Source organism: Pseudomonas sp. sp1636 (assembly GCF_030376615.1).
Classification (GTDB): domain Bacteria; phylum Pseudomonadota; class Gammaproteobacteria; order Pseudomonadales; family Pseudomonadaceae; genus Aquipseudomonas.
The window spans coordinates 36,450-55,115 of record NZ_JARRAB010000020.1; the positions used below are offsets into that span (position 1 = coordinate 36,450).

The following is an 18,666-nucleotide window of genomic DNA, read 5'->3' on the forward strand; positions in this document are numbered from 1 at the left end:
GGCGCCTCTGGCGATGGTTCGTCGGTCGGCTGGAGTGGCCCTCTGCTGGTGCAACGCCTATAAAGTTAAGGCATAACCCTAGGGTCTGTTGCCGTTTCAGCGCAAGCCGCGTTGCCGCGAAAAATCTCGCCAGGCTAGGCGTAGGACGCCGGTAATGGTTGTTCCCTTGCCAAGTTCTACAACAACGCATGGCGAGATTTTCCGCGCAACCCGCAGGGCCGGGCCTGTTTTAGCGCGATGCTGCGTTTCTCGACGCTCATTTGGAACAACCAAACTTCGCGTCTCGTGCCTTGCCTCGCGCTAAAACAGGCTCCGGCGCGGTCGCGATGAAACGGTAACAGACCCTAGCTCGGCCGTGCGATCGACTGGGTCGCGGAGGGCCAAACCGATGTCCGCCAATCCCTTGCTCGACATGATCGGCAACACGCCGATTCTGCCGTTGACCCATCTCGACACGGGCTCGTGCCAGCTATTCGTCAAGCTGGAAAACCAGAACCCCGGCGGTTCGATCAAGGATCGCATTGCCCTGAGCATGATCGAGGCCGCCGAGAGCAGCGGCCAGTTGCAGCCCGGCGGCACCATCATCGAAGCCACCGCCGGCAATACCGGCCTGGGTCTGGCCCTGGTCGCCGCGCAGAAGGGCTACCGCATGCTGTTGGTGGTGCCGGACAAGATGAGCCGCGAGAAGATCTTCCACCTCAAGGCGCTCGGCGCCGAGGTGCGCCTGACCCGCTCCGATGTCGGCAAGGGCCACCCCGACTACTACCAGGACCTGGCCCGCAGCATCGCCGCGCAGATGCCGGGCGCCTTCTACATCGACCAATTCAACAACCCGGCCAACGCCTGGGCCCACGAGAGCGGCACCGGCCCGGAAATCTGGGCGCAGATGGAGCAGCGCCTCGATGCCGTGGTGGTCGGCGTCGGCTCCGGCGGCACCCTCGGCGGCCTGACCCATTTCTTTCAAAAGGTGGCGCCGCAGCTCGAGATGGTGCTGGCCGACCCCGCCGGCTCGGTGCTGGCCGACTTCGTCGAGACCGGCCACTTCGGCGCGGCCGGCAGCTGGCTGGTGGAGGGCATCGGCGAGGACTTCGTCCCGGCCATCGCCGACTTCGCCCTGGTCAAGCGCGCCTACCGCATCGGCGACGCCGAGAGCCTGCACACCGCGCGCCTGTTGCTGCAGCAGGAGGGCGTGCTGGCCGGCTCCTCCTCCGGCACCCTGCTGGCCGCGGCGCTGCGCTACTGCCGCGAGCAGACCACGCCCAAGCGGGTGCTGACCTTCGTCTGCGACAGCGGCAACAAGTACCTGTCGAAGATGTTCAACGACTACTGGATGCTCGACCAGGGCCTGATCGAACGGCCCAGGCAAGGCAACCTGCGCGACCTGATCGCGCGGCGCTACGAGGAAGGCAGCACGGTCACCTGCAAGCCCGAGGAAACCCTGGCGGCGGTGTACGGGCGCATGCGCTTTCACGACATCGACCAGGTGCCGGTGATGGACGGCGACCGGGTGGTCGGCCTGATCGACGAATGGGATCTGCTGCGCGCGGTGAAGGATGCTCCGGCGCATTTCCAACTGCCGGTGCGCGAGGCGATGGTCGGCAAGCTGCAGACCCTGGATCCGGACGTGCCGCTGGAACGCCTGCTGCAGACCTTCGACGAAGGCCACGTGGCGTTGATCGTCGACAACGGCCGCTTCCTCGGCCTGATCACCAAGAGCGATGTGCTCAATCTCTGGCGCCGCACCCTGCGCTAGCGCCCTGAGCGGTAGAAGGGGTGTTCCGGGGGCTTGAGCCAGTCCCGCTCCTGTAGGAGGCGCGCCCCGCGGCGAATGCAGTCCGCAGGACTGCCAGGCTCTTGGGCCGCTGCCGAGCCGAGATCTGACCAGCCATGCACAGAGTTTTAGCTGGCGGGGACACCTGGCGGCCTCGACCAATGATCCACCCGTCATCGCGCGCGACGTTCCCCAACAGCCAGCGAAGGCGTTGTCGACGGGCAGAGCGCATACAGGAGTCCAGCATGAACGAGTTCGAAACCCTGAGCGTACACGCCGGCTACGAGCCGGACTGGACCGGCGCGGTGATGCCGCCGATCTACGCCACCTCGACCTTCCGCCAGCAGTCGCCGGGGGTGCACGCCGGCTACGAATACGGGCGCAGCCAGAACCCCACGCGCCAGGCGCTGGAACGGGCCATCGCCGAACTGGAGGGCGGCGCCCACGGCTATGCCTTTTCATCCGGCCTGGCGGCCTGCGCCACGGTGCTGGAACTGCTGCCGGCGAACAGCCACCTGGTCGCGGTGGACGACCTCTACGGCGGCACCTACCGGTTGTTCGAGCGGGTGCGCAAAGCCAGCGCCGGGTTGCAGGTCAGCTACGTGCCGGCCGACGCCGATGCCGCCACCCTGGCCGGCGCACTGCGGCCGGAGACGCGGATGATCTGGGTCGAGACGCCGACCAACCCGACCCTGAAACTCTGCGACCTGGCCCAGATTGGCCAATTGGGCCGCGCCCGCGGCATCCTCACCGTGGCCGACAACACCTTCGCCTCGCCCTACCTGCAGCGGCCGCTGGAACACGGTTTCGACCTGGTCGTGCATTCGGCGACCAAGTACCTCAACGGCCATTGCGATGTGATCGCCGGGCTGGTGGTGACCGACCGCGCGGAACTGGCCGAGCAACTGGCGTTCCTGCAGAACTCGGTGGGCAGCATTCTCGATCCGTTCTCCAGCTTCCTCTGCCTGCGCGGCATGCGCACCCTGGCGCTACGTCTGCAGCGCCAGGTCGACAACGCCGGCGCACTGGCCGCCTGGCTGGAGCAACAGCCGCAGGTGGCGGCGGTACTCTATCCCGGCCTGCCCAGCCACCCGCAGCACGAGCTGGCGGCCCGGCAGATGCGCGGTGCGGGCGGTCTGGTCAGCCTCTACCTGGCCACTGACGGCGACGGCACCCGGCGCTTCCTTGAGGCCACCCGCCTGTTCACCCTGGCCGAGAGCCTGGGCGGGGTGGAAAGCCTGATCAGCCTGCCGGCGAAGATGACCCACGCCTCGATCCCCGCCGCACGCCGCGCGCAGATCGGCATCAGCGACAATCTGGTGCGCCTGTCGGTCGGCATCGAACATGTCGAGGATCTGCGCCGCGATCTGCAACAGGCGTTGGCGGCCATCGCGGCTTGCTCATAACAGCCCGAGTTGCAGGCGCGCCGCCTCGGACATGCGGCTCTGATCCCAGGGCGGATCCCAGACCAGTTCGACCTCGACCTCGGCGACCCCGGGCAAGGCCGCGACCTTGGCCCGTGCTTCCGCCTGCAAGACGTCGCCCATGCCGCAACCGGGGGCGGTCATCGACATCTTGATCGCCACCCGCTGGCCGCCGCCTTCCAGCAGCTGGGCCTGGCACTGGTAGATCAGACCGAGGTCGACCACATTGACCGGGATCTCCGGGTCGTAGACGGTCTTCAGCGTCTCCAGCACCTGCTGGATGTCGAAGGCGCCGCTGGCCGGCGGCGGCGCGCTGGTCGGGGGCGCCTGGCGCCCGAGGGCATCGGCCTCGCTGGCGGCGATCCGCGCCAGCCGCCCGCCGGCGATCTGCACCGTGAAGCTGCCTCCCAGCGCCTGGGTCACCAGCACCCGCTCGCCCTGCTTCAGCAGCAGCGGCTCGCCGTGGGGAATCAGGGTGGCCGGGCAGTCGCGCCTGAGTGCCTGCGGCAGGGTCTGGGCTGGCCGGTTGGGATTGGCGAAGTACAGGCCGGTGCCCTGCAGGTCTTCCCGGTAGTCGATGGACAGGCCATGGGCGCGTTGCGCGCTGAGCGGATCGAGCAGCAGGCAGATGCCGTTGGCGTCCACCAGGGTGTCGCCCTCGACGCCGGGCTCGAACAGCAGCTCGTGGGCGAAATGCTCGTCGATCCGCAGGCGCAGCCAGCTGCCGCCGCCCTCGGCCAGGGCCTCGCGCAGGATGCGCCGCGCCGCGCCGCGTCGCTGAGGCGGATATCGGGAGCGGGGTTAGCTTCTGTCATGCGCTACTCCGTCGAGACCGGCGCAGCGCCGCCTTGCAGGGCGCTGCGCAGGGTGTGCCAGGCCAGGGTGGCGCACTTGACCCGCAGCGGGAACTCCCAGACCCCCGCGAGTACCGCCAGTTTTCCGAGCGCCTCCGGCGGTGTCTGACTGCTCGGCCCCTCGGTGAGCAATGCATGCACGCGGGTGAACAGTTCCAGCGCCTGCTCCTGGCGCATGCCCTTGATCGCCTGGGTCAGCAGGGAGGCCGAGGCCTGGGAAATGGCGCAGCCTTCGCCCTGGAAGGCGATGTCCTCGATCACCCCGTCGGCGAGCCTCAGCTCTATCCTCAGCTGGTCGCCGCACAGTGGGTTGAAGCCCTGCGCCGAGCGGTTGGAATCCTCGATGCGGCGGAAATTGCGCGGCCGCCTGCCGTGGTCGACGATCACCTCCTGATACAGCTCGCGCAGTGGGTCGTTCATCGAAACACCTCCCGCACCTTGACCAGGCCGGCCAGCAGCGCATCGATGTCCTGCTCGCTGCTGTAGCAGCCGAGCGAGGCGCGGGCGGTGGCGGCCAGGCCGTAGCGTTGCATCAACGGTTGGGCGCAATGATGGCCGGTGCGGATGGCGATGCCTTCGCGGTCGAGAATGGTGCCGATATCGTGGGGGTGTACGCCGTCGAGGACGAAGGAGAGCACGCCGACCTTGTCCGCCGCGGTGCCGATCAGGCGCAAGCCCGGCAGCGCCGCCAGCGCCTGTTGCGCGTAGGCCAGTACGGCCTGCTCGTGGGCGGCCAGGGCGCCTGCGTCGAGTCCGGCGAGGAAGTCGACCGCCGCGCCCAGGCCGATCGCGCCGACCATGTTCGGCGTGCCGGCCTCGAAGCGCTGCGGCGGCTTGGCGTAGAGGGTCTCGTCGAAGCTGACCGAGAGGATCATGTCGCCGCCGCCCTGGTAGGGCGGCATCGCCTCGAGCAGCTCGCGGCGGCCGTAGAGCGCGCCGATGCCGGTGGGGCCGTACATCTTGTGCCCCGACAGGGCATAGAAGTCGCAGCCCAGGGCGCGCACGTCGAGCTTCAGGTGCGGGGCGGCCTGGGCGCCGTCGACCAGCACCGCCGCGCCCCGGGCATGGGCCAGCTCGACGATACGGCGGATCGGGTTGACGGTGCCGAGCACGTTGGAGACATGGGTGACGGCCAGCAGCCGGGTTTTGGGCCCGATCAGCCGTTCCAGCTCGTCGAGCAGCAGCTCGCCGGCGTCGTCGATCGGCGCCACCCGCAGCCGGGCGCCGGTCTGTTCGCAGAGCATCTGCCAGGGCACGATGTTGGAGTGATGCTCCATGGCGCTGATCAGCACTTCGTCGCCCGCGCGGACATGGGTTTTGCCATAGGTCTGCGCCACCAGATTGACCGCCTCGGTGGTGCCGCGGACGAAGACGATCTCCTCGGCGTGCCCGGCGTTGAGGAAGCGCTGAACCTTGATCCGCGCCTGCTCGTAGGCCTCGGTGGCGCGCAGCGAGAGGTAGTGTACGCCACGGTGGACGTTGGCGTTCTCTTCCAGGAAGAAGCGCGACATCGCCTCGATCACCGCCTGCGGCTTCTGGCTGGTGGCGGCGCTGTCGAGGTAGACCAGCGGTTTGCCGTAGATCCGTTGGGCGAGGATCGGAAACGCCTGGCGCAAGCGCTCGACCTGGTACGGTTCGAAGCGCTGCGCCCGGGGCGGCAGGTTGCTTGCGCGCTGGTTCATGGCGCCACCTCCAGACTGTGCAACTGCGCGGCGACCAGGCGCTCCACCTGGGGTCGCAGCGGCTCAAGGCGAATCGCCTCGAGCATCTCGCTGACGAAGGCGTAGGTCAGCAGCGCCTGCGCCGCCGGCCCGTCCAGCCCGCGCGAGCGCAGGTAGAAGAGTGCCTGTCGATCCAGCTGGCCGACGGCGGCGCCATGGGCGCACTGGACGTCGTCGGCGAAGATCTCCAGGCGCGGCTGGGCGTTGGCCCGGGCCGACGCCGACAGCAGCAGGTTCTTGACGGTCTGGCTGGCATCGGTCTTGATCGCACCCGGACGCACGATGATCCGCCCGTCGAAGACGCCGTGGGCCCGCCCGCCGAGCACGCCCTTGTAGCGCTCGCGGCTGGTGCAGTGGGGGGCCAGGTGCTCGATGCAGGTCTGGTTATCCAGGTGCTGCTCGCCGCCGAGCAGGTACAGACCATCGAGGGTCACCTGCGCGCCGGGGCCCTCGAGTACGACCCGCACCTCGTGGCGGGCGATGGCTCCGCCGCAGGCCGTCAGGTGGGCGTTGAAACGGCTGTCCCGCGCCTGCCGCACGTCCAGGCGGGCGAGATGGTAGGCGCTGCGGCTGGCGTCCTGCAGGCTGTAGTGCTCGAGTTCCGCACCGGCCTCGAGCACGATCTGGCTCAGCGCATTGCTCAGGTAAACCCCGCTCCCGCAGGCGACATGGCTTTCCACCAGGATCGCGCGGCTGCCGGAGCCGACCCGCACCAGCGTACGTGGCTGCGTCGCCAGCGGCGCGTCTGCCGGATCGGTGAGGAACACCAGGTGGATCGGTTGCTCGAGCCTGGTGTGGGCGGGGATCTGCAGCACGGCACCGTCCTCGCCGAGCGCCACGTTGAGCGCGCTGAAGGCATGCGGCGCCTCCTGCAGCGCCTGTGCCAGCAAGGGTTCCAGGACGGCGCGCTGTGCCTCCGGCAACGCCGCCAGGTTGCTCAGTTGCACACCCGCTGGCAGCCCTGCCAGCGCTGAGAGCGCTGCGACGAAATGACCATTGACGAACACCAGCCGCGGGCCAGCGTAGTCGCCGAGCCACTGGGCGAGGCGGGCGGCGGCCAAGCGCCGGATCGGCTGCGCCGCGGCCGGCTGGAACGGCAGCGCGAGGATGGGCGCGACCCGGGTGTACTTCCAGGCCTCGTCCTTGGCCGCGGGGAAGCCGTGTGCGGCCAGCCATTGCCAGGCCGCGTCGCGCACCTGTTGGCGCCAGGCGGGTTGGCGGCCCTGCTCGGTGGCGTGCAGGCCCGCCAGCAGAGGCACCTGGGCGGCACTGTTCATGGCCGTTGCCCGGGCGCCGCCGCGGTTTCGAAATGGGCGTAGCCGCGCCGCTCCAGTTCGACCGCCAGGGTCTTGTCGCCGGACTGGACGATCCGCCCGCTGGCCATGACGTGGACATAGTCGGGCACTATGTAGTCGAGCAGGCGCTGGTAGTGGGTGATCAGCAGCAGCGCGCGGTCGGCCCGGCGCAGCGCGTTGACCCCGGCCGCGACGCTGCGCAGGGCATCGATGTCCAGGCCCGAATCGGTCTCGTCGAGGATCGCCAACTGCGGCTCCAACATCGCCATCTGGAAGATCTCGTTGCGTTTCTTCTCGCCGCCGGAGAAACCTTCGTTGACCGCGCGGTTGATCAGGCCCGGATCCATCTCCACCAGCGCCATGCGCTCCTTGGCCAGGGCGAGGAAGTCCATGGCGTCCAGCTCCTCCAGCCCGCGTTGCTTGCGCACGGCGTTCAGCGCGGTGCGCAGGAAGTACAGGTTGCCGACCCCGGGGATCTCCACCGGGTACTGGAAGGCGAGGAAGATGCCGGCGACCGCACGTGCTTCCGCCGGCATGGCCAGCAGATCCTCGCCCTGGTAGCGCACCGCGCCGCTGACCGCGTAGCTCTGGTCGCCGGCCAGCACCCGGGCCAGGGTACTCTTGCCCGAGCCGTTCGGCCCCATGACCGCGTGCACCTCGCCGGCCCCGATGCGCAGGCTGATGCCGCGCAGGATCTCGCGGCCCTCGACGCTGGCGTGCAGGTCTTCGATCTCCAGCATGGGCCACCTCCGGTCTCAGCCGACGCAGCCTTCCAGGCTGACGCCGAGCAGTTTCTGCGCCTCCACCGCGAACTCCATCGGCAGTTCCTTGAACACCTCGCGGCAGAAGCCATTGACGATCATCGGCACCGCGTCCTCCTCGGCGATGCCGCGCTGACGGCAGTAGAACAGCTGTTCGTCGCCGATCTTCGAGGTCGAGGCCTCGTGTTCGACCCGGGCGCTGGGGTTCTTCACCTCGACATAGGGGAAGGTGTGCGCGCCGCACTGGCTGCCCAGCAGCAGGGAGTCGCACTGGCTGTGGTTGCGCGCGCCGGCCGCGCCCTTCTGCATCTTCACCAGGCCGCGGTAGGTGTTCTGCCCGTGGCCGGCGGAGATGCCCTTGGACAGGATGGTGCTGCGGGTGTTACGGCCGATGTGGATCATCTTGGTGCCGGTGTCGGCCTGTTGGTGGTTGGCGGTGAGGGCCACCGAATAGAACTCGCCGACCGAGTCGTCGCCCTGCAGGATCACCCCCGGGTACTTCCAGGTGATGGCCGAGCCGGTCTCGACCTGGGTCCAGGAGATCTTCGAGCGCGCGCCCAGGCATTTGCCGCGCTTGGTGACGAAGTTGTAGATGCCGCCGCGGCCCTCGGCATCGCCCGGGTACCAGTTCTGCACGGTGGCGTACTTGATCTGCGCGTCGTCCAGGGCGATCAGCTCGACCACCGCCGCGTGCAGCTGGTTGGTGTCGCGCATCGGCGCGGTGCAGCCCTCCAGGTAGCTGACGTAGGCGCCTTGCTCGGCGACGATCAGGGTGCGTTCGAACTGGCCGGTGTCGGCGGCGTTGATGCGGAAGTAGGTCGACAGCTCCATCGGGCAGCGCACGCCCTTGGGCACGTAGCAGAAGGAGCCGTCGGAGAACACCGCCGAGTTCAGGGTGGCGAAGAAGTTGTCGCTGTAGGGCACCACCGAACCGAGGTACTGGCGCACCAGCTCGGGATGCTGTTGCACCGCCTCGGCGAAGGAGCAGAAGATCACCCCGGCCTCGGCCAGCTTGCGCTTGAAGGTGGTCGCCACCGACACCGAGTCGACCACCGCGTCCACCGCGACGCCGCTCAGGTGCTCCTGCTCGGCCAGGGAGATGCCGAGCTTGGCGAACATCGCGCGCAGCTCGGGGTCGACCTCGTCGAGGCTGGCAGGCCCCGGGGTCTTCGGCTTGGGCGCCGAGTAATAGACGATGTTCTGGTAGTCGATGGGCGGGTAGTGGACGTTCTGCCAGCTCGGCTCGGTCATGCCCAGCCAGTGGCGGTAGGCTTTCAGGCGCCAGTCGAGCAGCCATTTCGGCTCGCCCTTCTTCGCCGAGATCAGGCGGACGACCTCCTCGTTGAGCCCGCGTGGGATGGCGTCGCTCGCCAGGTCGCTGACGAAGCCGTACTTGTAGGCGCGGCTGCTGAGTTCGCGGATCTTGGCATTGTCGGTACTCATCGTCGCCTCCTCGTGCGGTTGGCAACTGCCTTCAACTATACCCCTTCGGCCCATACTCCTTAGATCGGTTTGGCCAGAATGTTCTTCACCAAGTATAGATACCCTGTTTTGCCTGAGCCGGCGGCGCGGCCATCAAGGGGCGGGCCGGCGCAGCAGGATGTCGTCACCGTCCACGCGCACCTCGAAGCGCTCGACGCAATAGGCCGAATCGGTGAGGCATTCGCCGCTGCAGACGTCGAACTCGTAGGCGTGCACCGGGCAGGTCACCACGCTGCCGCACAGGCTGCCTTCGCCCAGGGGGCCGTCCTCGTGCGGGCAGTCGTTGTGGATGGCGTAGTACTGGCCGTCGACGTTGAACAGGGCGACCGGTGTCGCTCCCAGGTACAGGGTCGTGCCGGTGCCGGGGGCGATGTCGCCCACCCGGGCGACCTTGACGAATTCACTCATGGCGCTCCTCCGCATCGCACCCGCCCGGCGCACGCCGGCCAGGTGCGAGCGCTGGCTAGACGAGCAAGTTTAGATTGCCAATAATTTACTGTACAAAGTTTGCACATTTGCCAAAAGGACGGGCGATGGCCGTTGCCAACAGCAAGCCTGAACTGTCCGCTTGCGCACGGGACAGAGTCCTGTTTCTGCTCCAGCGGGAGGGTTGCCAAGCCGCCGCGCGGCTCGCCCAGCAGTTGGCCGCGCTCAACGCCGAGGGTTTGCTCGAGTTCAGCGCCGAACCGCGCAAGATCGGCCGGCACGGGGCTGGCGGCTGACGCCCATGCAGCCCGCAGGGCTGCCAGGTTGTGGGGGCGCGGTGCAGGACAACGGCTTCGCCCCGAGGTCGGGCCGCCCACAGATAAGACTCAAACCGGCGAGTTTGAGCTAATCAACTAGCCAAACAGTCCACTAGAACCTGATATTGCAGCCAGCGGGTCAGTGAGTTCAATCAACCGGAGAGGCGGAGCATGCGGCGTTGAACCGCCGCATGGCCTGCTGCGGTTCACCCCGTCTGGCCTTATGCCGCCGGGCGTTGCTGGCGCTGGTACAGGAACTCCAGCACCGCGGCGCGGTAGGCGTGGTACTGCGGATCGTTGGCCAGGGCCAGACGCTCGCGCGGGCGCGCCAAGTCGACCTGAAGAATATCGCCGACGCTGGCCGCCGGGCCGTTGCTCATCATGACGATGCGGTCGGAGAGCAGCACGGCCTCGTCGACATCGTGGGTGATCATGATCACGGTGTTGCCCAGCTCGGCGTGGATCTCCATCAGCGAGTCCTGCAGGTGGGCGCGGGTCAGGGCGTCCAGGGCGCCGAAAGGTTCGTCCATCAGCAACACCTTGGGTTGCATGGCCAGGGCGCGGGCGATGCCGATGCGCTGTTTCATGCCGCCGGAGATCTCGCCGGGGCGCTTGTCCTTGGCCTGGGTCATGTGCACCAGCGCCAGGTTGTGCTCGATCCAGTCGCGCATTTCGCCGCGCGATTTCTTGCCCTGGAACACCTGGCGCACCGCCAACTCGACGTTCTGGTAGCAGTTCAGCCAGGGCAGCAGGCTGTGGTTCTGGAACACCACGGCGCGTTCGGGGCCGGGCTCGTCGACCTCGCGGCCGTCGAGAATCACCCCGCCGCTGGTGGCCTTGTACAGGCCGGCGACTATGTTCAGCACGGTGGATTTGCCGCAGCCGGAGTGGCCGATCAAGGAAACGAACTCGCCCTTATCGATGCGCAGGTTGACGTTCTGCAGGGCGCGGTACAGGCCCTTGTCGGTGGGGAAGTCGATGCCGACGCCGCTGAGTTCGAGGTGTGAATGGCTCATGGGAAGTCTCCTGATTAGCGCAGTACGGCATGCTTGTCCCAGCTGAACTGGCGTTGCAGCAGGAGCATGAGGCGGTCGAGAGCGAAGCCGATCAAACCGATGACGATGACCGCCACCATGATCCGGCCGAGGGAGCTTGCGCTGCCGTTCTGGAACTCGTCCCAGATGAATTTGCCCAGGCCCGGGTTCTGCGCCAGCATTTCGGCGGCGATCAGCACCATCCAGCCGGTACCGAGCGACATGCGCAGGCCGGTGAAGATCATCGGCACGGCGGCGGGCAGGACGATGCGCCGCACATGCGCCAGCGGCGACAGGCTGAGCACCTTGCTGACGTTGTTCAGATCCTGCTCGATGCTGGCCACGCCCACCGTGGTGTTGATCACCGTCGGCCACAGGCAGCACAGCGCCACGGTGATGGCCGAGGTGAGGAAGGATTTGGCCAACAGCGGGTCGTCGCTGACGTACAGGGCGCTGACCAGCATGGTCACCAGCGGCAGCCAGGCCAGCGGCGACACCGGCTTGAACACCTGGATCAAGGGGTTGATGGCGGTGTAGATGCCCTTGCTCAGGCCGCAGACGATACCCAGCGGAATGGCGATCAGCGAGGCGATGGCAAAACCGGCCATCACGGTGTAGAGGCTGGTGAAGATCTGCTGGATAAAGGTCGGCTTGCCGGTATAGGGGCGCACCTTGATGGCGGCGTCGGGGTTTTTCTCCAGCAAGGCGGCGTTGCGCGCGTCCTGGCGCTCGTAGAAGTTCCGGGCCTTGTCGCGCTCCTTGAGGTGGGCGCTGACCAGGCCGGAAAACTGTTCGGCAACCTGCACCGGGCCGGGGAACTGGCCGAGGCTGGTCTGGATATTATTGGCCAGCAGTTGCCAGCACAGCAGGAAGCCGATGATGCCCAGCAGGGGCAGAATCAAGGGCGGTGCCCAGCGCTTGATGAGCGCATTGCTGCGGGCCGTCTGCAGTGTTGCGGTTATCGGGGTGGCGACGCTCGGATTGCTCATCGTCCTGTCCTCTTGATTAGAAGGGAGCCGGCGTACCGGCTCCGGGAGTGCCTATCAGATCTTGCTGTCGCCCTTCAGGCCGATCTCGAACTGCTCGAGATAGGCATTGGGTTTGCGACCGTCGTAAGGCACGCCGTCGATGGTGTCGGTCAGCGGCGCACGGAAGCCATCGTCATCCGCCGGGGGAATGTCGCTGGCCGCAAGCTTGCCTTCTGCCACCAGTTCGGCGGCGGCCTCGCGGTAGATCGCCGGCAGATAGACCTGCTTGGCCATCTCCAGGTACCAGCTGTCCGGCTTGGCTTCGCTGATCTGGCCCCAGCGGCGCATTTGCGTCAGGTACCAGATGGCATCGGAGTAGTAGGGGTAGGTGGCGTGGTAGCGGAAGAACACGTTGAAATCCGGAACCTCGCGCTTGTCGCCCTTCTCGAACTCGAAGGTGCCGGTCATCGAGTTGGCGATCACCTGGGCATCGGCGCCGACGTACTCGGGCCGGGAGAGAATCGCCACGGCTTCCTTGCGGTTGGCGTTGTTGTCGGCGTCCAGCCACTGGCCGGCGCGAATCAGCGCCTTGACCACGCGTTTGTGGGTTTCCGGGTTGGCTTCGGCCCAACTCTTGGACACGCCGAAGACCTTCTCCGACATGTTCTTGCGGATGGCGTAATCGGCGATTACCGGCACGCCGATGCCCTTGAACACGGCGGCCTGGTTCCAGGGTTCGCCCACGCTGTAGCCGTGGATGGTGCCGGCTTCCAGGGTGGCCGGCATCTGCGGTGGCGGGGTTACCGAGAGCAGGACCTGGGCGTCGATCTGACCGCCGGTGTCGCCCTTGTGCGGGGCGTAGTAGCCCGGGTGGATGCCGCCCGCGGCGAGCCAGTAACGCAGCTCGTAGTTATGGGTGGAGACCGGGAACACCATGCCCAGGTTGAAGGACTTGCCCGCGGCGTTGAGCTTGTCGATCGCCGGTTTCAGGCTATCGGCCTTGATCGGATGCAGCGGCTTGCCACCTTCCATGGGCACCTGTTTTTTCATCTCCTCCCAGACCGCATTGGAGACGGTGATGGCGTTGCCGTTGAGATCCATGGTGAAGGCGGTGACCACCTCGGCCTTGGTGCCGAAGCCTATGGTGGCGCCGATCGGCTGGCCGGAAAGCATGTGCGCGCCGTCCAGTTCGCCGTCGATCACCCGATCCAGCAGCACCTTCCAGTTGGCCTGGGCTTCCAGGGTGACGTAGAGGCCTTCATCCTCGAAGAAGCCCTTCTCATAGGCGATGGCCAGCGGCGCCATATCGGTCAGCTTGATAAAGCCGAATTTCAGCTCGTCCTTCTCCGCCTCGGCGGCGAGGGCGATTGGCAGGCTCAGCGGTGACAGCAGCATGACCGCGGCACAGCCGAGGCCAGTCAGGGTTTTCTTCAGTAGTGCACGGCGGGTGGTGGAGTTACGCATAGTGGTTCCTCAAGTCCCAGAAACGAAAAAAGACGTCGCGGACAGCCCTGCCAACAGTTGGCCGAGTGTCGTTGGCGTCTTTGTCAATTCGTCCCGATCACCGCCGTTGGCGACCCGAAGACGTGTGTAAGTGTCTTGAGGAGGTATACGCAAAGGGCTTGCCAGCTTTGCGCAGGGTTCAGCACTGCGGCTGTTTCGGATGCGCTGCTGGCTTTTCAATCAGCCTGGAGCAAGAGCGATTATTGTTTAAAAACATACAGTTGCAGGCTGGATATTAGCGGTTTTATTTTTCTTGGCCCGTTCCCCGGCCAGGCTAGCGGCGGCTTGCAGTCCTGAATGTTGAGGTTTTTTGAGCCATTGGCGTGCATGCTCAGGCCGTCTTGAGCGCTTTTGGTTCGGTTTCCCCATGCGTGCGTACGGCGGATTCAGTCCGTCAGACAGTGTGGCCGCGGCGTCGAGCGACAGGTTGTGCCTGGGCCTCCTCGACAAACTCCTTGAGCCACTTCAGCACATCGACCGCGTCCCAGCGCGCGGGGTCGAACATGGCGTAGGCCAGGCCTTGATAGCCCACCACGTCCAGTTGCTTGTGATAGCCGGCGCGTTGTAACAGGGCTTCGATTTCGGCGAAGCAGGTATTGAAGTGCACGCGGGTGAACGGGGTTCGGCCCTCGGTGACAATACCCTCCAGGTGCAGTTCGGCGACCGTTGCGCGAACGTTATCCAGTGGCATTCGGTTCACGCTATGTTTCAGTTGCAAGACGTTCAGCATCGCTGTGCTCCCGATTGACGCTGTGGTTTGGTCAGGTGTTGTTGCCCGGCAGACCTGACGAGATAGCTGAGGTAAGGGTAGTCGAAAAGCGCTGTACAAATAAACAGTATTCGGCAATAGTAAAGCCAGACCCATCCAGCGATTCACTCGATCACCCTCGCCAACCGCTTGCACAGCCGCTGGCCGTGGGGCTGCAGAGGAGCAACCAGTAATGCAACAGATGCTGATGACAATTGTGCTGTTGGGGTTGCTGGCAGGCTGCGCTCAGCCTCAGGTCGAGCAACCCAAGGCCAATGGCACTTATTTGGTGATTGAGAACAGTCAGGCTTGGGCGGTGTTGGTGTCGGACGGCAAGCGGGTGGAGGAGCGCGGCACTGTGGTGGATGTGATCAAGCTGCCTAGCCAGCATGCGGCCGTCGCCGCCAGCTACGTGATCGAAACGGCCAATTGCGGCCGGGTGCAGTGGCTGACCGAGCGTGCGGATGACGCGGACGGTGTCACCACCCTGATGTCACTGCATAACAACCAGCGGCTCGGCGAGGCTGGCTGTGTGATTGGCAATGGGCTGACCCGGGTGTGGACGGTACTGGATTACTCGGGGTAGTGCAGGCGGTGAATGCCGGGTTCCATGCCCGCAACCAAGTGTTTCGCGGGCATGTTCCCAAGCTGACAGGGCTTAGCTGGCCGGAGCCTTGCGAGGCTTGCCTGGCACTGGGGCTTGAAGCAAGCCATCGGCCCGGAACATCGCCTTGATGCCGCGCACGGCCTGGCGAATGCGATCCTGGTTTTCGATCAGGGCAAAGCGCACATGGTCATCGCCATAGTCGCCGAAGCCAATGCCGGGCGAGACGCAGACCTTGGCTTCCAGTAGCAGCTTCTTGGCGAATTCCAATGAGCCCAGGTGGGCGTAGGGCTCGGGAATCTTGGCCCAGACATACATCGAGGCTTTCGGGTTCTGCGCCATCCAGCCGATCTCATGCAACCCTTTGACCAGCACATTGCGGCGCTGGCGATATTGCTCGGCGATATCCAGCACGCACTGCTGATCGCCTTCCAGTGCGGCGATGGCGGCGACTTGTAGTGGGGTGAAGGTGCCGTAGTCGTGGTAGCTCTTGATCCGCGCCAGGGCATTGACCAGCTCCTTGTTGCCGACCATGAAACCGATACGCCAACCGGCCATGTTGTAGCTCTTGGACAGGGTGAAGAACTCCACGGCAATATCCTTGGCCCCCGGCACCTGCATGATCGACGGCGCCTTCCAGCCGTCATAGACGATGTCGGCGTAAGCCAGGTCGTGAACCACCAGCACGTCGTACTGCTTGGCCAGAGCCACCACCCGTTCGAAGAAGTCCAGCTCCACGCACTGGGCCGTGGGGTTGGAGGGGAAACCGAGGATCATCATCTTCGGCTTGGGGATCGACTCGCGGATCGCCCGTTCCAGTTCGGCGAAAAAATCCACCCCGGGCACCAGCGGCACCGAACGCACCTGGGCGCCGGCTATCACCGCGCCATAGATGTGAATCGGATAGCTGGGGTTGGGCACCAACACAGTGTCGCCGTGATCCAGGGTGGCCAGCATCAGGTGCGCGAGGCCCTCTTTGGAACCGATGGTGACTATGGCTTCGCTTTCCGGGTCGATTTCGACTGCGTAGCGATCCTGGTACCAGCGCGCGATGGCGCGGCGCAGACGCGGGATGCCGCGGGAGGTGGAGTAGCCGTGGGTGTCGTCGCGCTGGGCGACCTGCACCATTTTTTCGACTATATGCGCTGGCGTGGCGCCATCCGGATTGCCCATGCTGAAATCGATGATGTCCTCGCCACGGCGGCGCGCGGCCATCTTCAGTTCGGCGGTGATATTGAACACGTAGGGGGGGAGTCGATCGATGCGCGCAAAGCGGCGCGAAGCTTGGTCAGCCATGCTTTCCTCGGAAACGTAAGCGCCCGGAACCGTCCGAGCGACGTTGGCCAGTGCGCTGGCCAGGCGACGAAGATAAGCGGGAAAGGGGGCGTCTGTCGAGAGGGGAGGCTGGGCAAACGTAACTTGTCCAGCCTTAGTGCTTTTATTGGCAGCTTATGGCTTATGGCTTGTCGCTGGCCGTTTCAGCCGCCCAGCATGTCGTGCATGGCGATAATCTGTTCGGCGACCTGCAACAGCTTCTGCTGCCGGCTCATGGCCTGGCGGCGCATCAGGGTGTAGGCCTCTTCTTCGTTGCAGTTTTTCATTTTCATCAGCAGGCCTTTGGCCAATTCGATGCGTTTGCGCTCGGCCAACTGGGCGTCGCGGGCTTGCAGCTGGGCGCGCAAGGCCTGATCGCTCTCGAAACGAACCATGGCCACATCGAGTATCGGTTGCAGGCGTTGGGCGTGGATGCCTTCGACGATATAGGCACTGACCCCGGACTGAATGGCCTGGCGCATCACGCTTGGGTCGTGTTCGTCGGTGAACATGACGATGGGGCGCGGTTGGTTGCGGCTGACCAGCACCACTTGCTCCATCACGTCGCGGCTGGGGGATTCGGTGTCGATCAGGATCACGTCGGGGCGTACGGCCTCGACGCGTTCGGGTAGGTCGATGGTCAGCCCGGATTCGTCTATCACCTCGAAACCGGCTTCGATCAGCGCGGCTTTCAGGCGGCCGACCTTCTTCGGGGTGTCGTTGATTAACAGGATGCGCAGCATGGGGTGGTTCTCCGGGCAATTACAGGGCGACAGCGGCGCTGTCGGCCAAGGCGTGGAGGGTGAAGCTGCGGGCATAGCCTGCCGGATCTGAGCCATCCCAGGTCTTGCCGTCGAGCAGCGTGGCGCTGCGTTGTTCGGTCGGTACCCTGATACTCAAAGCCTCCGCCGCTTGGCGGTAGAGGTCAAGCTGCTGCACCTGGCGGGCAATCCCGAGGTAATCGGGGTCGTCGCGCAGCAGGCCCCAGCGGCGGAACTGGGTCATGAACCACATGCCGTCGGAGAGGTAGGGCATGTTGACCGCGCCGTCAGCGTGAAAGCGCAGCGGGTGCATATCCAGCCAGGCATGGCCAAGGCCGTCCTGGTACTGGCCGAGGAAGCGTGGCTGAATGGCGCTCAATGGCGCGTCCAGATAATCGCTGGCGCTGAGCAGTTGCGCGGTGCTGCGCTTGTTTTCTTCGTTTTCGTCGATGAAGCGGCTGGCCTCCAGCACGGCCATCACCAGGGCGCGCGCGGTATTGGGATAGTGCTCGACAAAGGCGCGGGTACAGCCAAGCACCTTCTCCGGATGATCCGGCCAGATCGACTGGCTAGTGGCGAGGGTGACGCAGAGGTTTTCATCGACCGCTTGGGCACACCAAGGTTCGCCCGCGCAGAAACCGTCGATGCGTCTGGCCTTGAGGTGAGCGATCATTTGCGGCGGAGGCACCACCACGCTGTCGACATCGTTGAGTGGATGAATGCCCTGGCTGGCCAGCCAGTAATACAGCCACATGGCGTGGGTGCCGGTGGGCAGGGTCTGGGCGAAGGTCAGTCTTGCGCCTTTTTGGTGCGTGCGCAGATTTAGTGCGTCGCTTGTGGTCACGCCAGCGAATTGCAGGGCGTGCGACAGGTTGATGCTCTGGCCGTTCTGGTTCAGGCCCATCAATACCGCCATGTCGGTGGCCGGCGCACCGCCAAGGCCGAGCTGTACGCCATAGATCAGGCCATAGAGGCTGTGCGCCGCATCGAGCTCGCCACTGAGCAGTTTGTCGCGCAGGCTGGCCCAGGACGCTTGGCGCTGCAGGTTGATGGTTAAGCCATATTTCTCGGCGAAGCCCTGAGTGGCGGCGACAATCACCGATGCGGCATCGCTCAGGGCCATAAAGCCCAGGTTAAGCACGCGCTTTTCCGGTGTATCGCTGCCGGCTGCCCACGCCTGTGTATCGATACGGCTGATTTTATGCTCGCTCATGGCGCTTTTCCCAGATCAACACAAAAATGTGCCGCTCCAATGGCTGAGTGACCCGGCAATTGGAGCGGCAGCATTGTCTATCAAGCCGATTCCGCCGTTGGAAGGGCTCTGTTGTCTGGAGTTAAGCAAGTGACATGCCAGCCCGTGTTATGGGTTGGCGGGATCATGCTTGGCGCCCGGCAAGGGCCGCGCGGGTGTGGCCAGGCGCTGGCTCAGCGTTCAAGCATCTGCCTGATGTCGCTTTGCGGAATCTGTTGCTTGCGGCCCTCGCTGTCGGTGAATTCGATCATGCCGGTGTCTTTATCCAGGCGCGGCTTGTCATCGCTCGTCAGCATCTGGCCATCGGTGGTGGTGATGATGTATTCGCTGCTGCAGCCCGCCAAGGTAAGAACGCACAGTGCCGCGATAAGCCAACTGTTCATGATTTCTCCTGAAACCGGAAATGAAGCCGCGATAGCCCTCTTGGAAAA

19 protein-coding genes are annotated in these 18,666 nt (G+C 65.2%); 4 read left to right on the forward strand and 15 right to left on the reverse strand.

All coding sequences use genetic code 11. The features are described from left to right. Positions 1 to 388 precede the first annotated feature (388 nt). A complete protein-coding gene (locus tag P8H27_RS17700; RefSeq protein WP_289638986.1) occupies positions 389 to 1,753 on the forward strand; it encodes a pyridoxal-phosphate dependent enzyme in 1,365 nt (454 codons plus the stop codon). A gap of 263 nt (positions 1,754 to 2,016) precedes the next feature. Beyond that, positions 2,017 to 3,177, forward strand: coding sequence for a PLP-dependent aspartate aminotransferase family protein (locus P8H27_RS17705; RefSeq protein ID WP_289638987.1), 1,161 nt, complete (start codon positions 2,017 to 2,019; stop codon positions 3,175 to 3,177). Here P8H27_RS17705 and sufT read toward each other — a convergent pair. The 7 genes from sufT to P8H27_RS17740 form a co-directional block, all read right to left on the reverse strand. Then, on the reverse strand, positions 3,172 to 3,840 hold the full coding sequence (gene sufT / locus P8H27_RS17710; RefSeq protein ID WP_289638988.1) for a putative Fe-S cluster assembly protein SufT: 669 nt from the start codon (positions 3,838 to 3,840) through the stop codon (positions 3,172 to 3,174). The two genes, P8H27_RS17705 and sufT, sit on opposite strands and share 6 nt — an antisense overlap. 173 nt (positions 3,841 to 4,013) lie before the next feature. After that, on the reverse strand, positions 4,014 to 4,469 hold the full coding sequence (gene sufU, locus P8H27_RS17715; protein WP_289638990.1) for a Fe-S cluster assembly sulfur transfer protein SufU: 456 nt from the start codon (positions 4,467 to 4,469) through the stop codon (positions 4,014 to 4,016). Further along, entirely contained in the window at positions 4,466 to 5,731 is a 1,266-nt protein-coding gene (locus tag P8H27_RS17720; RefSeq protein ID WP_289638991.1) for a cysteine desulfurase, read from the reverse strand. The genes sufU and P8H27_RS17720 overlap by 4 nt, the downstream gene beginning before the upstream one ends. Beyond that, on the reverse strand, positions 5,728 to 7,047 hold the full coding sequence (sufD, locus tag P8H27_RS17725) for a Fe-S cluster assembly protein SufD (protein ID WP_289638992.1): 1,320 nt from the start codon (positions 7,045 to 7,047) through the stop codon (positions 5,728 to 5,730). Before sufD ends, P8H27_RS17720 begins: the two co-directional genes overlap by 4 nt. Then, positions 7,044 to 7,805 (reverse strand): Fe-S cluster assembly ATPase SufC, encoded by a 762-nt coding sequence (gene sufC, locus P8H27_RS17730; protein ID WP_289638993.1) that lies wholly within the window; start codon positions 7,803 to 7,805, stop codon positions 7,044 to 7,046. Before sufC ends, sufD begins: the two co-directional genes overlap by 4 nt. A 15-nt stretch (positions 7,806 to 7,820) precedes the next feature. Continuing rightward, positions 7,821 to 9,269: a Fe-S cluster assembly protein SufB gene (gene sufB, locus P8H27_RS17735; protein ID WP_289638994.1), complete on the reverse strand. Its 1,449-nt coding sequence runs from the start codon at positions 9,267 to 9,269 to the stop codon at positions 7,821 to 7,823. A 132-nt stretch (positions 9,270 to 9,401) separates the two neighbouring features. After that, positions 9,402 to 9,716: a Rieske 2Fe-2S domain-containing protein gene (locus P8H27_RS17740; protein ID WP_289638995.1), complete on the reverse strand. Its 315-nt coding sequence runs from the start codon at positions 9,714 to 9,716 to the stop codon at positions 9,402 to 9,404. A 125-nt stretch (positions 9,717 to 9,841) separates the two neighbouring features. Between P8H27_RS17740 and P8H27_RS17745 the strand changes: the two genes are divergently transcribed. Then, positions 9,842 to 10,030, forward strand: a complete 189-nt coding sequence (locus P8H27_RS17745; RefSeq protein ID WP_289638996.1) for a hypothetical protein — start codon at positions 9,842 to 9,844, stop codon at positions 10,028 to 10,030. Between the two features lie 242 nt (positions 10,031 to 10,272). Here the strand turns inward: P8H27_RS17745 and P8H27_RS17750 are convergent, their stop codons facing one another. From P8H27_RS17750 to P8H27_RS17765, 4 genes are all read right to left on the reverse strand, one after another. Then, positions 10,273 to 11,067 (reverse strand): ABC transporter ATP-binding protein, encoded by a 795-nt coding sequence (locus P8H27_RS17750; RefSeq protein WP_289638997.1) that lies wholly within the window; start codon positions 11,065 to 11,067, stop codon positions 10,273 to 10,275. 14 nt (positions 11,068 to 11,081) lie between these two features. Then, entirely contained in the window at positions 11,082 to 12,074 is a 993-nt protein-coding gene (locus tag P8H27_RS17755) for an ABC transporter permease (RefSeq protein WP_289638999.1), read from the reverse strand. 54 nt (positions 12,075 to 12,128) lie between these two features. Beyond that, positions 12,129 to 13,517 (reverse strand): CmpA/NrtA family ABC transporter substrate-binding protein, encoded by a 1,389-nt coding sequence (locus tag P8H27_RS17760; protein WP_289639000.1) that lies wholly within the window; start codon positions 13,515 to 13,517, stop codon positions 12,129 to 12,131. Between the two features lie 433 nt (positions 13,518 to 13,950). After that, a complete protein-coding gene (locus P8H27_RS17765; protein WP_289639001.1) occupies positions 13,951 to 14,286 on the reverse strand; it encodes a transcriptional regulator in 336 nt (111 codons plus the stop codon). A gap of 211 nt (positions 14,287 to 14,497) precedes the next feature. Between P8H27_RS17765 and P8H27_RS17770 the strand changes: the two genes are divergently transcribed. Further along, positions 14,498 to 14,890 (forward strand): hypothetical protein, encoded by a 393-nt coding sequence (locus tag P8H27_RS17770; protein WP_289639002.1) that lies wholly within the window; start codon positions 14,498 to 14,500, stop codon positions 14,888 to 14,890. A gap of 72 nt (positions 14,891 to 14,962) precedes the next feature. Here the strand turns inward: P8H27_RS17770 and alaC are convergent, their stop codons facing one another. The 4 genes from alaC to P8H27_RS17790 form a co-directional block, all read right to left on the reverse strand. Then, positions 14,963 to 16,204: an alanine transaminase gene (gene alaC, locus P8H27_RS17775; protein ID WP_289639003.1), complete on the reverse strand. Its 1,242-nt coding sequence runs from the start codon at positions 16,202 to 16,204 to the stop codon at positions 14,963 to 14,965. A 182-nt stretch (positions 16,205 to 16,386) separates the two neighbouring features. Continuing rightward, positions 16,387 to 16,965, reverse strand: a complete 579-nt coding sequence (locus P8H27_RS17780; protein WP_289639004.1) for an ANTAR domain-containing response regulator — start codon at positions 16,963 to 16,965, stop codon at positions 16,387 to 16,389. Positions 16,966 to 16,984: 19 nt separating this feature from the next. Then, the gene (locus P8H27_RS17785) at positions 16,985 to 18,196 is read right to left on the reverse strand and encodes a CmpA/NrtA family ABC transporter substrate-binding protein (RefSeq protein ID WP_289639005.1); all 1,212 of its coding nucleotides are present in this window, start codon (positions 18,194 to 18,196) and stop codon (positions 16,985 to 16,987) included. A gap of 212 nt (positions 18,197 to 18,408) precedes the next feature. After that, positions 18,409 to 18,618 (reverse strand): YgdI/YgdR family lipoprotein, encoded by a 210-nt coding sequence (locus P8H27_RS17790; RefSeq protein WP_289639006.1) that lies wholly within the window; start codon positions 18,616 to 18,618, stop codon positions 18,409 to 18,411. Positions 18,619 to 18,666: the final 48 nt, after the last annotated feature.